8 protein-coding genes are annotated in these 14,147 nt (G+C 74.6%); 6 read left to right on the top strand and 2 right to left on the bottom strand.

The window, feature by feature from the left end:
* From IH45_RS0130005 to IH45_RS0129995, 3 genes are all read left to right on the top strand, one after another.
* Positions 1 to 4,669: non-ribosomal peptide synthetase (locus tag IH45_RS0130005; RefSeq protein WP_030675466.1), on the top strand; the 4,669-nt coding region annotated here is incomplete at its 5' end.
* A 4-nt stretch (positions 4,670 to 4,673) separates the two neighbouring features.
* The gene (locus IH45_RS0130000; protein ID WP_050515287.1) at positions 4,674 to 6,170 is read left to right on the top strand and encodes a DHA2 family efflux MFS transporter permease subunit; all 1,497 of its coding nucleotides are present in this window, start codon (positions 4,674 to 4,676) and stop codon (positions 6,168 to 6,170) included.
* Between the two features lie 117 nt (positions 6,171 to 6,287).
* Entirely contained in the window at positions 6,288 to 6,596 is a 309-nt protein-coding gene (locus tag IH45_RS0129995; RefSeq protein WP_030675459.1) for a hypothetical protein, read from the top strand.
* 33 nt (positions 6,597 to 6,629) lie between these two features.
* On the opposite strand, the gene fes is transcribed toward IH45_RS0129995, so the two are convergent.
* Both fes and fhuB read right to left on the bottom strand, forming a co-directional pair.
* A complete protein-coding gene (gene fes, locus IH45_RS0129990) occupies positions 6,630 to 7,850 on the bottom strand; it encodes an enterochelin esterase (protein ID WP_030675456.1) in 1,221 nt (406 codons plus the stop codon).
* A gap of 43 nt (positions 7,851 to 7,893) precedes the next feature.
* Positions 7,894 to 10,215, bottom strand: coding sequence for a Fe(3+)-hydroxamate ABC transporter permease FhuB (gene fhuB, locus IH45_RS0129985; RefSeq protein ID WP_234440728.1), 2,322 nt, complete (start codon positions 10,213 to 10,215; stop codon positions 7,894 to 7,896).
* Positions 10,216 to 10,324: 109 nt separating this feature from the next.
* Here fhuB and IH45_RS0129980 point away from each other — a divergent pair, with 109 nt between their 5' ends.
* The 3 genes from IH45_RS0129980 (at position 10,325) to IH45_RS0129970 (ending at position 14,114) form a co-directional block, all read left to right on the top strand.
* Positions 10,325 to 11,116: a 2,3-dihydro-2,3-dihydroxybenzoate dehydrogenase gene (locus IH45_RS0129980; protein ID WP_030675451.1), complete on the top strand. Its 792-nt coding sequence runs from the start codon at positions 10,325 to 10,327 to the stop codon at positions 11,114 to 11,116.
* Positions 11,117 to 11,250: 134 nt separating this feature from the next.
* Complete coding sequence (dhbC, locus tag IH45_RS0129975; protein ID WP_030675448.1) at positions 11,251 to 12,456, top strand: isochorismate synthase DhbC; 1,206 nt, start codon at positions 11,251 to 11,253, stop codon at positions 12,454 to 12,456.
* On the top strand, positions 12,453 to 14,114 hold the full coding sequence (locus IH45_RS0129970) for a (2,3-dihydroxybenzoyl)adenylate synthase (protein ID WP_030675445.1): 1,662 nt from the start codon (positions 12,453 to 12,455) through the stop codon (positions 14,112 to 14,114). Before dhbC ends, IH45_RS0129970 begins: the two co-directional genes overlap by 4 nt.
* The last annotated feature ends 33 nt before the right edge of the window (positions 14,115 to 14,147 follow it).

The following is a 14,147-nucleotide window of genomic DNA, read 5'->3' as shown; positions in this document are numbered from 1 at the left end:
CCGCGCCCTGCACTGGCTCCCCACCCCCGCCGCTCTGCGCGCGCACCTGGCCGCGGCGCTGCCCGCGCACATGGTGCCGGCCACGGTGACGCTGCTCGCCGAACTGCCGCGCACCGCCAACGACAAGCTGGACCACCGCGCCCTGCCGGACCCCACGCCGGGCGTCCCCGGCACCGGCGCCCCGGGCACCGGCGATCACGGAACCGACAGCACGGGCATCGGCAGCACGGGCATCGGCAACGGTTCCGGCACCGGGAGCGGTTCCGGCACCGGCACCAGCTCCACCGGTACGGACGCCCACGCCCCCGCCGACCCCCACACCGACATCATCCGCGGTCTCCTGGCCGACCTCCTCTCGCTCGACACCAGCCCCCCGGCGGACGCCGGTTTCTTCGACCTGGGCGGTCACTCGCTGCTGGCCGCCCGGCTGGCCGCGCGTATTCGGGAGGTCTTCCAGGTGCCGCTGAGCACCGCGGACGTCTTCCGCAACCCCACTGCCGCGGCGCTCGCCGCGCTCGTCCACTCCGCTGCTCCGGCGAGCGGCGACGGCGTGCCGTCCACGCCCCTGCCCGCGACCCTTCCCGCGGCCCTGCCCACGACTGCCGTACCCCGCACCGGACACCTCCCCCTCTCGCCCGCTCAGCAGCGGCTCTGGTTCCTCCACCGGCTCGAAGGCCCCAGCCCCACCTACAACATCCCGCTCGTGCTGCGCATCGACGGACCCGTCGACCGCGGCGCGCTGCGGCTCGCCCTGGGCGACCTGACGGCTCGCCACGAGACACTGAGAACGGTATATCCGACCACTGACAACGGCGGTGAGGAGCGCCCCTACCAGCGGATTCTCCCCGCGGACCACCCGCTGGCCCAGCCGGACGTGCACCTCGCCGGACCCGGTGACGAGCCCGGTGACGACCCCGGTGCCGGTCCCGGCGACGAGCCCGGTCACGGCCTCGCCCGCGCCGTACGCCACTGCTTCGACCTGGCCACCGAACCCCCGCTGCGCGCCACCCTGTTCAGCGACGGCCAGGACCGCCACACCCTGCTCCTCCTCCTGCACCACATAGCCGGTGACGGCGCCTCCACCACGCCCCTCGCCCGCGACCTCGCCACCGCCTACAGCGCCCGGCACGCGGGCCGGGCACCGGAATTCGCGCCGCTGCCCTTCCAGTACGCCGACCACGCGGCCCACCAGCAGCAGCTCCTCGGCACCCCCGCCGATCCCACCCCGCTCGCCGCCACCCAGCTCGCGCACTGGAAGCAGGCCCTCGCCGGGCTGCCCGACCAGCTCGACCTGCCCACCGACCGGCCGCGCCCCGCGGTCGCCTCGCACGTCGGCGACACCGTCCCCTTCACCCTCGACGCGACGGCCCACACCGCCCTCCAGCGTCTCGCCCGGTCCACCGGCACCAGCGTCTTCATGACCGTGCAGGCCGGCCTCGCCGCCCTCCTCACCCGGCACGGCTGCGGCACCGACATCCCCCTCGGCACCCCCGTCGCCGGCCGCGCCGAGGACACCACCGCCGCCCTCGTCGGCTTCTTCACCAACACGGTCGTGCTGCGCACCGACACCTCCGGCGACCCCGCCTTCCGCACGCTCCTGGAGCGGGTACGGTCCGCCACCCTCGCCGCGTACGAGCACGACGCGCTGCCCTTCGACCACCTCGTCGAGGAGCTGAACCCCCGGCGCTCACTCGCCCGGCACCCCCTGTTCCAGGTGATGCTCGCCTGGCAGTCCGTGCCGGACGCCGCCTTCGCGCTCGGCCCGCGGGCCACCGCCCGGATGACCGCGGTGCCCTCCGGCACGGCCAAGTTCGACCTCACCCTCAACGCGGGCGAACAGCCCGGCGGCGGCATCGGCGGCTTCTTCGAGTTCCGTACCGACCTCTTCGACCGCGCCACCGTGCAAGCCCTCGCCGACCGGCTGACCCGGCTGCTCACCGCCGCCGCGGACACTCCGGACACGCCGCTCGGACTGCTGCCGCTGCTCGGCGACGAGGAGGCCCACCGCACCCTGGTCGAGTGGAACACCCCGGCCGAACCGCTGCCCGTACGCCCTGTTACCACCCTCCCCGACGTCTACGAGGCCGCCGCCCGCAGCCACCCCGCCCGCACCGCTGTCAGCTGCGCCGGACAGTCCCTCACCTACGCCGAACTCTCCGCCCGCGCCCAGCGCCTGGCCCGGCTGCTCGCCGCCCGCGGCATCGGCCCCGGCTCGATCGTCGCGCTCGCGCTGCCGCGCTCCGCCGACCTGGTCACCGGCCTGCTCGCGGTCTCCCTCGCCGGAGCCGCCTACCTGCCGCTCGACCCGGACTACCCGGCCGACCGCCTCGCCTACATGCTGGACGACGCCCGCCCGGCCGCCCTGATCACCGACGCCGCGACCGCGCCCCGGCTGCCCGGCCACACCCTGCCGCTGATCACCGTGGACGGCGACGCGGCGGTCGGGTACGCCGCGGGGCCGCTCACCGACGCCGACCGCACCCGGCCGCTGCGCCCCGACGACGCCGCGTACGTCATCTACACCTCCGGCTCCACCGGCCGCCCCAAGGGCGTCGTCGTCACCCACCACAACGTCACCCGGCTGTTCACCGCCACCGACCCCTGGTTCGGCTTCGGCCCCGGCGACGTCTGGACGCTCTTCCACTCCTACGCCTTCGACTTCTCCGTCTGGGAACTGTGGGGCGCGCTCCTGTACGGCGGCAAAATCGTCGTCGTACCCCACCTGACCAGCCGCGACCCGCACGCCTTCCGGCAGCTGCTGGCCACCGAACAGGTCACCGTCCTCAACCAGACCCCGTCCGCCTTCTACCAGCTCGCCGCCGCCGACCGGGAGAGCGACGGTCCGGGACTGGCGCTGCGGTACGTCGTGTTCGGCGGCGAGGCACTGGAGCTGGGGCGGCTGGACGACTGGTACGCGCGGCACGCCGACGACGCGCCGGTCCTGGTGAACATGTACGGCATCACCGAGACCACCGTGCACGTCACCTACTTCCCGCTCGACCGCGCCACCGCCGCGGGCGCCACCTCCAGCACCATCGGCGTCAACATCCCCGACCTGCGCGTCTACGTCCTGGACGACCGGCTCCAGCCCGTACCGCCGGGCGTCACCGGCGAGATGTACGTCGCGGGCGAGGGCCTGGCCCGCGGCTACCTGGGCCGCGAGGAGCTGACCGCCACCCGCTTCGTCGCCGACCCGTACGCCCACCTCTTCGGCGAGCGCGGCAGCCGCATGTACCGCTCCGGCGACCTCGCGCGGCGCCGTACCGACGGCGCCCTGGAGTACTTCGGCCGCGCCGACCAGCAGGTCAAACTCCGCGGCTTCCGCATCGAGCCGGGCGAGATCGAGGCGGTGCTCGCCGCGCACCCCGCCGTCGCGGACACGGCCGTCGTCGTACGGGAGGACACCCCCGGCGACAAGCGGCTCGTCGGCTACGCCGTACCCGCCGCCGGACAGGCCCCCGACCCCGCCGCGCTGCGCGACCACGCCGCCGCCGAACTCCCCGCCCACATGGTCCCGTCCGCCGTCGTGCTCCTCGACCGGCTGCCGCTGACCAACAACGGCAAGCTCGACCGCAAGGCGCTGCCCGCCCCGGACCGCCCGGCCGCCACCGGGCGCCCGCCCCGCACCCCCCGCGAGGAGCAGCTCTGCTCGGTCTTCGCCGAGGTGCTGGGCCTGGACCGGGTCGGCGTCGAGGACAACTTCTTCGACCTCGGCGGACACTCCCTGCTCGCGGTGCGCCTCGCCGACCGCGTCAAGGCCGTGCTCGGCACCGAGGTCTCCATCGGCACGGTCTTCCAGTCACCGACCGTCGCCGCCCTCGACGCCGCGCTGGACGCCGTCCGCCACGACGACCCGCTCGACGTGCTGCTGCCGCTGCGCCAGTCCGCCGGAAGCGCCGGAGGCGGCCGGGCCCCCGTCCACTGCGTCCACCCGGCCGGTGGCCTGAGCTGGTGCTACGCCGGGCTCATCCGCAACCTGCCGGCCGACGTGCCGATCTACGGCCTCCAGGCCCAGGGCGTCGGCGCCGCCACCGCCGACGAACCGCTGCCCGCCACCCTGGAGGAACTGGCCGCCCACTACGCCACACGCGTCCGCGAGGTGCAGCCCGAAGGCCCGTACCGGCTGCTCGGCTGGTCCACCGGCGGCATCATCGCGCACGCCATGGCCACCCACCTCCAGGACGAGGGCCACGAGGTCGAACTCCTCGCCATCCTCGACGCCTATCCGGCCGAGGGCTTCCGCGACCTGCCCGTACCGGACGAGGCCGAAGCACTCGAATCCCTCCTCACCATGGGCGGTTACGGGCCCGACAGCCTGGACGGCAAGCCGCTGACCACCGCCAACGTAGTTGAGGTCCTGCAACGCGAGGGCAGCCCGCTGTCCGCGCTGCCCACGGACACGATCAAGGCGCTCGGGGACATCTACCTCAACACCAACCACCTCGTACGGGCCTACGACCACCGCGTCTTCCGCGGCGACGTTCTCTTCTTCCGGGCCACCGTCGACACCATCGACGACACCCTCACCCCCGAGACCTGGACCCCGTACGTCACCGGCCGCATCGACAACACGAACATCGCCTGCTCGCACAAGGACATGACCCTGCCCGAACCGATCGCGCACATCGCGCGAGTGGTCGCCGACCGCCTCACCGAGCTGGAGGGATGACCCGGTGACCACCGCACCGACCCGGACCCGGCAGTCCCGGCCGTCCCGACCGTCCCGGCTGTCCCCGAAGACCGCCGTCATCCTCGTCTACACGGCCGCCATGTGCATGAACGGCCTCGACTCGACCATCGTCAACCCCGCCCTGTTCACCATCGCGGGCGACTTCGGCCGCCCGGTCTCCGCGGCCAACACCGTCGAGACCGCCTTCCTCGTCGCCCTCGCGCTGGCCCTGCCGGTCGCCGGCTGGCTCGGCGACCGCTTCGGCACCAAGCGCGTCTTCCTCGGCGCGCTCGCCGTCTTCACCACCGCCTCGGCCGCCTGCGGCCTGGCACACGGCCTGCCCGCGCTCGTGGTGGCGCGGGCGGTGCAGGGCCTGGCGGGCGGGCTGCTCACCCCGGTCGGCATGACCCTGCTGTTCCGCGCGTTCCCGCCGCACGAACGGGCGAAGCTGTCGAAGGTCCTGATCGTGCCCACCGCCCTGATGCCGGCCCTCGGCCCGCCGCTGGGCGGCTTCCTGACCCAGCACCTGTCCTGGCACTGGCTGTTCTTCGTGAACGTGCCGATCGGCGCCGCCGCCGTCCTGCTGGGCGTCATCGGACTGCGCGAGCACGTCGAAGGCGTGCCCGGGCCGTTCGACCGGGCCGGGTTCTGGCTCGCCACCCCCGGGCTCGGACTGCTCACATACGCTCTCGGGTTCGGCCCCTCACAGGGCTGGACGCGGCCCGCCGTCGCGGTCAGCGCCGTACTCGGCGTACTGCTCCTCGCTGCCGCCGTCGTCCACCAGCTCCGCACGCCCGAGCCCCTGCTGAAGCTGCGGCTGCTGGCCGGACGGGCGTACGGTACGGCCTCCACGCTCGCCGTGCTCACCGCCGCCGGCCTGATGGGCGTCCTGTTCGTCTTCCCGCTGCTCTACCAGGCAGCGCTGGGCGCCTCGGCCCTCGACGCGGGACTGAGCGTCTTCCCGGAGGCAGTCGGCCTGATGCTCGCCTCCCAGGCCGTCGACCGGCTGCTGCCGCGCATCGGACCGCGGCGGCTCGCGGTGCCCGCCCTGCTGCTCGCCGCCGTGGTCTTCGCGGCCCTCGCCGTACCGGGCGCGGCGGGCAACGCCTGGCTCGTACGGGGCCTGATGTTCGCCATCGGCCTGGTGCTCGGCACGGCGGTCCTCACCGTCCAGCTCGCCGGGTTCGAGGACATCGCCCCGCCCGACATGGGCCGGGCGATGGGCCTCTTCCAGATCCTGCGCACCCTCGGCGGCGCGCTGGGCATCGCCGTCTGCGCCGGGGTGATCGGCGGCCACGGCACGGACGCCACCGGCCCAGGCCCGTACCGGGCCGCGGTGTGGGTGACGGCCGCACTGGTCGCCGTCGGCGCACTGGCCGCCCTGCGGCTGCCGAAGGACCCGCCGCAGCCGCCGCCGTTCGAGGACGAGGACGAGGACGGGAACGACGGGGAAAGCCGGGGGAGCGGGGGAGGGGCCTGCGAAGCCCCGGTGAAGGGCTGAGGGAGCGGGCGGTCCCCACGGGCGGAGCGGCTCGTGGGAACCGCCCGCCCCTTTCCGGGCGCTCACCGACTGGCGGAGTCAGCGGTGACCGACCCCGGAGGCAGTCGTTCGTCGACCATGACCATGCTTCGAGCCGGCACCGTCCTGGGCCTCGCTGCCGTCGCATGCGCAGCGGTTCTCGCCGCCGCCGCACCCGCTTCCGCCGGAGGCATCGGCGCCTTCCTCGCTCCGGCGTTCGGCAACAGCTGCGCCCTCCAGCACGCGCCCCACGCCGAGGGCGCCATCACGCACGGCACGGGGACCGGCGACGGAAGCCTGACCGCGTTCCCCTTCGGCGGCTCGGTCAACCAGTGCGGCGGCACCGACATCGCCGACGCCGACTTCCTCGGCCGGATCACCCAGTCCGGAACCGTGGACTGGTCCTAGGAGAAGACCGGCACCGCACCGCTTCCCCGCGGCTCAGCCCCCGGACAGCAGCGCCCCCAGCCCCGAAGCCAACCCCCCACGCCAGCACGCGTAATCATGACCGCCGTTGAACTCCTCATACGCCACGTCGTAACCACGCGCCCGCAGCACGTTGCGCAGCCTGCGGTTCTCCGCGAGGAGCATCCACTCCTGGAGGCCGACCTCCAGGCGCAGGCGGACCGGGCGGCGTTCGGCCGTGGCGTACTGGCGGGTCAGCCACTCGGCGCCGCGTTCCGCGTCGTCCGGCCACCAGAAGGAGCCGGACTGCGAGAGTGCCAGCCCGAACCGGTCCGGGCGGCGGAAGGCCGCGTACGCCGCGGTCAGGCCGCCCGCGCTCTGGCCCGCGACGACGGTGCGTTCCGGGCGCAGCCCCGCCCCGTACGTGTCGGCCGCCCACGGCAGCAGTGTGTCCGCCAGCCAGTCGACGAACGCGCCGTTACAGCTGAGGTCCTCCATCCGCCGCCCCATCGTGTCCACGAGCAGCGCGACGGTCGGCGGCACGTCGGCGTCGGCGTGCAGGTTGTCGAGGAGGTCGGCGGCGCCGAGGACGGGGCCCCACATCTCGCCGTCCAGCAGCACCGCGACCGCGTACGGGCCGCCGTCGGCGCGGTGGCCGGGCGGCAGGTGGACGGTGACGTGACGGCCGTCCACCTCGGTGCGTACGGACGTACCGCGCGCCGCGCCGGGCCTGCGCCCGGTGCACGGCTGCGCGGGCGCGCCCGGCAGCTCCACGACCGAGGCGGGGTTGCGGCCGTCCCGCGACGGCAGGACGGGCGAGGTGTTCAGCGGGTCGGGTACGGCGCTGTCCAGCACCTTCAGCCACGCCTGCCGGTCCGTGCGCAGGATGTCCTCGCGCGGGCCGGTGCCGGGGTGGAACTGGTACGAGGCGCGGTGGTCGGACCGCAGCCGGTGGCTGATGGCCCATACCGAGGTGCCCTCGATCCGGGTCATCAAGTGGGGCGTCAGGTCGCCTGCGTGCCGGTCGCGGTCGGTGACGGTGTGCAGCAGCGCCAGTACGTCGGTGGCCGGGCGGGCCGGATCGTCCCGCCACACGAACGTGGCCAGGACGTGGCCCGGCTCGCCGTCCGGGTCCGGCTCCACCAGCGGCGTCCCGGCCGCCTCGGCGCGGCGCCAGAACTCCTCCTCGGCGCCGGGCCGCCCGGCCCGCACGTCCTCGGCGAGGCTGCGCACCAGCGGACTTCGGACAGCGGTCACTTCCGTACCCCTCTCGTCGGGAACGTCAGGAGAAGACAACTCGTCAGACACGCGTCGCCGCCGAGCGCCCCAGCAGCACCCACAGCAGGAAAGGCCCGCCGAGCACCGTCGTCACTACGCCCACCGGCACCTCCGTACCGGCGAACGCGATCCGCCCGACCGTGTCGGCCGCCACCACCAGCACCGCGCCCGTCAGCATCGTGCCGACCAGCGGCACCCGCAGCGGTCCCGCCAGCCGCGACGCGATGACCGGCGAGGCCAGCGCCACGAAACCGACCGGCCCGCAGATGCCGACCGCCAGGCCCGCCAGGGCCACCGCCAGCAGCAGGCACACTGCGCGGGTACGGGCCGGGGCGGCGCCCAGGGACGAGGCCGTGGCGTCGTCGAAGCGCAGCACACCCAGGTGGCGGGCGACCGCGAGGCTCAGCGGCACCAGGACGGCCAGACCGATCAGGACGGGCACGGCGACGGCGTAGCTGCGCCCGTTGAGGCTGCCCGAGGTCCACACGTACAGCGAGCTCGCCGAGTTCAGCGAGCGGCGGGACAGTACGACCTGCGTGGCGGCGGAGGCCAGCGCGGACATCGCCAGGCCGACCACCAGGACGCGGTAGCCGCGCTGCCCGAGGCCGCCGGAGACGAGGGTGACCACGACCGCCGCGGCCAGCGCGCCCAGCGGACCCGCCCACCAGGCGCCGAAGGTGCCGGTCGCGCTGAGCGTGACGGACAGCAGGACGGCGGCGGTGGCACCGTCGTTGACGCCGAGCAGTTCGGGGGTGGCGAGACGGTTGCGGGCCAGCGTCTGGGTCAGACAGCCGGCCAGGCCCAGCGCGGCGCCCGCGGCCAGCCCGGCCACGATGCGGCCCAGCCGGAACTTCTGCACCAGCAGCACGTCGAACCGGTCGCCCTGCCCGAAGATCGCCTGGAAGGTGCGGCTCACGCCCATCTCGCTCTGCCCGGCGTACGCGGACAGCACCACCGCCACCAAGAGCACGGCCGCCAGCAGGAGTGACGCGAGCGTGGCGCGCCGGGCGACGAGGAAGGAGAGCGGGCCGCGGCGCAGCACGAACGTGTCGGCGGGGCGCGTCCGGTCGGGCTTCGGCGCGCGGTGGGGGAGGCGCTGCCGCAGCGCGTGCAGGGGCCCGCGCTGCGCCTTGCCGGACGCGCGCTCCTCGGCGGCGGGTTCGGTCATGCCCATCGCGGCGAGCTGCCGCGAGCGGACGATGCCGATGAGGACGGGCGCGCCGATCAGTGCCACGATCACGGAGACGGGCGCCTCGAACGGGCGGGAGACCACCCGGGCCACCACGTCCGCGAGGACGAGGACGGCGGCGCCGATCAGCCCGGCCAGCAGCAGCCGGGCCGCGAGCCGGGTCCCGGCGACCGCCCGCGCCAGGAAGCCCGCGAGCAGCCCGAGGAAGGAGATCGGCCCGGCCAGCGCCACCGCCGCCGCGGTCAGCAGGGTCACGCCGACGGCGACGACGGTACGGATGACCGGCGGCCGGTGGCCCAGGCTGCGGGCCAGGTCGTCGCCGAGCGCGAGGGCCGACAGCGGCCGGGCGACCAGCAGCGCCACCACGAATCCGGCGGCCAGCACGGGCGCCAGCCTGCCGAGTTCGCCGAAGCCCTCGACACCCGCCAGCGACCCGAGCACCCAGAACCGGAACCGGTCGTAGGTCTCCGCCGAGTTGACCACGATCACGCTGGTCAGCCCGCCGAAGGTGGCGCCCAGCGCGGACCCGGCCAGCACCAGCCGCATCGGCGAGCCGCCGCCCCGGCGGCCCGCGATGAGCAGCACCAGGCCGCTGGCGACCACCGCGCCGGCGAAGGCGCAGACGAGGTAGGCGTAGCCGCTGTCCAGGCCCAGCAGCGCGATGCCCGCGACGACGCCGAGCGAGGCCCCGGCGTTGACGCCGAGCAGGCCGGTCTCGGCGAGCGGATTGCGGGTGACGGCCTGGAGGAGGCAGCCCGCGACGCCGAGCGCGCCGCCGACGAGCAGCGCGGTGAGCGTACGGGGCAGCCGCAGGTCGCCGACGACCAGGGCCAGCCGCGGGTCGCTGCGCGCGCCGCCGCGGTCGAGCAGGTAGTCCAGTACGCCGCTCGCGCCGACCTCCCCGGCACCGACGCACAGGGACACGGCGGCCAGCGCGAGGACGGCGGCGGCGAAGCCCGCCACGGCGAGCGCCACGGTCCGGCGCGCGGTGCCCTCGCGGTGCCCCGTGGGGGCGGCCGTGGGTACCGCGTGGGCAAAGTCCGGGTCATCCGCGGGTACGGGGGTGCCCTTTTGCGCCACCGCCGCCGGCAACGCGCCGCCCCCGGCGTGGTGTTCGGAAGGCGGGGCCGCTATACCCGTGCGCTGCTTTTGCATAAGGTGAGGCTAGCCTAACCGTTTCTCCAGCGTGCGGGCGGAATGGTGGCGTGGCTGGGCACCTGTCCTATATTAGGTTAGGCTTGCCTAACAAAAGGGGAGGTTGCTCATGCCTGAGCACATACCGGACGGCCGCGCCGAGTTCACCGGGCGCATCGCGCTGGTGACCGGCGCCGGGCAGGGCATCGGTGCCGCGGTCGCCGCGGCGCTGGCGCGGCACGGCGCCCACGTCGTGGCCACCGACCGCACCGCACCCGCGGACCCGCCGCACGGGAGCGGCACCGCGGGATCCGTCACCGCCGAGGCCATGGACGTCACCGACCGCGCCGCGGTCGAGGCCACCGTCCAGCGCGTCGAACGCGAACTGGGCCCGATCGCCGTCCTGGTGAACGTGGCCGGCATCCTGCGCCCCGGCCCCGCCGCCGAACTGCCGGAAGCCGACTGGGCCGACACCTTCGCCGTGAACACCACCGGCGTCTTCCACACGGCCTCCGCCGTCGCCCCGTACATGGTCAAGCGAGGCTCCGGAAGCATCGTGACCGTCGGCTCCAACGCGGCCGGCGTCCCCCGTACCGGAATGGCCGCCTATGCCGCCTCCAAGGCCGCCGCGGCCATGTACACCAAATGCCTGGGCCTCGAACTCGCCCGCAGCGGCGTGCGCTGCAACATCGTCGCGCCCGGCTCCACCGACACCGCCATGCAACGCGCGCTGTGGACCGACGACGACGCGCCCCGCCGCGTGATCGCCGGGGACCCGCAGACGTACCGCACCGGCATCCCGCTCGGCCGGATCGCCGACCCGTCCGACATCGCGGACGCGGTCGTCTTCCTCGCCTCCGACCGCGCCCGGCACATCACCATGCAGGAGCTGTACGTCGACGGCGGTGCCACCCTCAGGTGACCCGCGCGCCGCGCCCCGGCACCCCACCGCTCGCCGGGGACGGCACACCACCCGCGCACCGCACACCCTCCGCGACACCACCCGTACCAGTCACCCCCGGAAATCCCCGCGACCTTCCGAGAATTGGAGCTCCCGTGCCGACGGCACCCGAAGTCGCCACGCACGTCCCCCTCGCCGAGCCGGCCCACCCGGCCGTCGGAGCCGCGACCGCGCTCCTGGACGCTTACACCCCCGGCGCCCGCTTCCTCGGCACGCCCACGCGCACCATCCTCGCGCAGGGCACCCACAGCGAGGTCCCGCACGACGAACGCCCCCTGCCCCAGCGGGTCGCCGCCACCCTCGACGCCGCACGGACCGCCGGCCACGGCGCGCCGCTCGTCGTCGGCGCGGTGCCCTTCGACCAGACCGCGCCCGCGGCGCTCGCCGTCCCCGACAGCGCGCTGACCGCGCCGCCGCTCACCGCCGACCCGCTGATCGCGCTGCCCGCCGACCCGCCCGCCGCGGCCCGGTGGGACATCAGACCCGTACCGGAGCCCGAGGTGTACGGCGCCGGCGTGGCCGCCGCGGTGGAACGCATGTGGCGCGGCGAGTTCAGCAAGGTCGTGCTGGCCCGCACCCTCGAACTGACCACCCCCGACCCGCTCGACATCCCCGCGATGCTCCAGCGCCTGGCCCGCCGCGACCCCTCCGGCTACACCTTCGCGCTGCCCACCGCACCCGGCCGCACCCTCCTCGGCGCCAGCCCCGAACTGCTGGTCTCGCGCCGCGGCGACCGCGTCGTCGCCAACCCCCTGGCCGGCTCCACCCCGCGCAGCGACGACCTGGCCGAGGACGTGCGCCGCGCCGCCGCGCTCCTGGAATCCGCCAAGGACCTGCACGAACACGCCGTCGTCGTGGACGCCGTGCACCGCGCCCTCGCCCCGTACTGCGCCGACCTGACCGTCCCCGCCCGGCCCACCCTGCTGCGCACCGCCACCATGTGGCACCTGTCCACCACCGTCACCGGCACCCTCGCCGCCCCGGACACCTCCGCGCTGGAACTGGCCTGCGCCCTGCACCCCACCCCCGCGGTCTGCGGCACCCCCACCGACACCGCCCGCCAGGTGATCACCGACACCGAACCGTTCGACCGCGGGTTCTTCACCGGCATGGTCGGCTGGGGCGACGCGGCCGGCGACGGCGAGTGGGTGGTGACCATCCGCTGCGCCGAGGCCGAGGAGCGCTCCCTGCGCCTGTACGCGGGCGCGGGCGTCGTCGCCGCGTCCGAGCCGGCCGCCGAGACCGCCGAGACCGGCGCCAAGTTCCGTACCTTCCTCAGCGCCGTCGGAGCCGAGCTGTGACCGATCAGTACGCCTACGCCCGTTCGCACGCCCCCACCTGGCCCGAGGACTTCGCCGAGCGCTACCGCGCCGCGGGCTGGTGGCGCGGCGAGACCTTCTCCGGAATGCTGCGCGAACGGGCCGCCGCCCACCCGGACCGCGTCGCCGTCGTCGACCCGGCCGGCGAGGGCCGCCGCTGGACGTACGGCGAACTCGACCGCCGCGCCACCCGGCTGGCCGCCGGACTCCACACCCGCGGCATCGGGCGCGGCGACCGGGTCGTCGTCCAGCTCCCCAACGTCGCCGAGTTCTTCGAGGTCGTCTTCGCCCTCTTCCGCCTCGGCGCCCTGCCGGTCTTCGCGCTGCCCGCCCACCGCGAGACCGAGATCCGCTACTTCTGCGACTTCACCGGCGCCGCCGCCTACGTCATCGCCGCCGAACACGGCGGCTACGACTACCGCGAGCTGGCCGCCGCCGTCCGGGCCGACGTGCCGGACCTGCGGCACGTCTTCGTCACCGGCGGCGACGCGGGCCCCTTCGAAGCCCTCGCCGACGTACCGGCCGACCCGCCCGCCGACGGCCCGGCCTGGGACGAACCGGCCCCGCACGACCTGGCCTTCCTCCAGCTCTCCGGCGGCAGCACCGGCGTCCCCAAGCTGATCCCGCGCACCCACGACGACTACATCTACTCGCTGTGGGGCTCCAACGACCTGTGCGGCGTCGACGAGAACAGCGTCTACCTGTGCGCGCTGCCCGCCGCCCACAACTTCCCGCTGTCCTCGCCCGGCACCCTCGGCGCCCTGTACGCGGGCGCCCGCGTCGTGCTGGCCCCGCAGCCCACCCCCGACGTGGCATTCCCGCTCATCGAACGCGAACGCGTCACCCTCACCGGCCTCGTCCCGCCGCTGGCCCTGGTCTGGACGGAGGCCGCGCCCGGCACGCCGTACGACCTGAGCAGTCTCGACGTCCTGCTGGTGGGCGGCGCCAAGTTCAGCGAGGAGGCCGCCCGGCGGGTACGGCCCGCCCTCGGCTGCACCCTCCAGCAGGTCTTCGGCATGGCCGAGGGCCTGGTGAACTACACCCGGCTGGACGACCCCGAGGAAACCATCGTCACCACCCAGGGCCGCCCCATCTCCCCGGACGACGAGATCCGCGTCGTGGACGACGAGGACAACGACCTGCCCGCGGGCGCGACCGGCCACCTGCTCACCCGCGGCCCGTACACCATCCGCGGCTACTGGAAGGCGCCCGAGCACAACGCCCGCTCCTTCACCGCGGACGGCTTCTACCGCACCGGCGACGTCGTCCGGCTCACCCCCACCGGACACCTGGTCGTCGAGGGCCGCGCCAAGGACCAGATCAACCGCGGCGGCGAGAAGATCGCCGCCGAGGAGGTCGAGAACCACCTGCTCGCCCACCCCGCCGTGCACGACGCCAACGTGGTCGCCGAACCCGACCCGTACCTGGGCGAACGCACCTGCGCGTACGTGATCCTGCGGGACGGCGCCGCACCGGTGAAGCCGGTCGAGATCAAGAAGTTCGTCCGCACCCGCGGCCTCGCCGCCTACAAGGTGCCCGACCGCGTCGTGTTCGTGGACGCCTTCCCGCAGACCGGCGTCGGCAAGATATCCAAGAAGGACCTCAGGTCCGCCGCCACCGGCGGCACCGAAGCGTCCTGACCACACCCCACCCCGCCCACGCCCCACCCCGCC

This window comes from Streptomyces rimosus subsp. rimosus (assembly GCF_000720725.1).
Lineage (GTDB): Bacteria > Actinomycetota > Actinomycetes > Streptomycetales > Streptomycetaceae > Streptomyces > Streptomyces rimosus_A.
The sequence above is the reverse complement of the archived record's forward strand: the minus strand, read 5'-3'. Positions and strand labels throughout refer to the sequence as shown.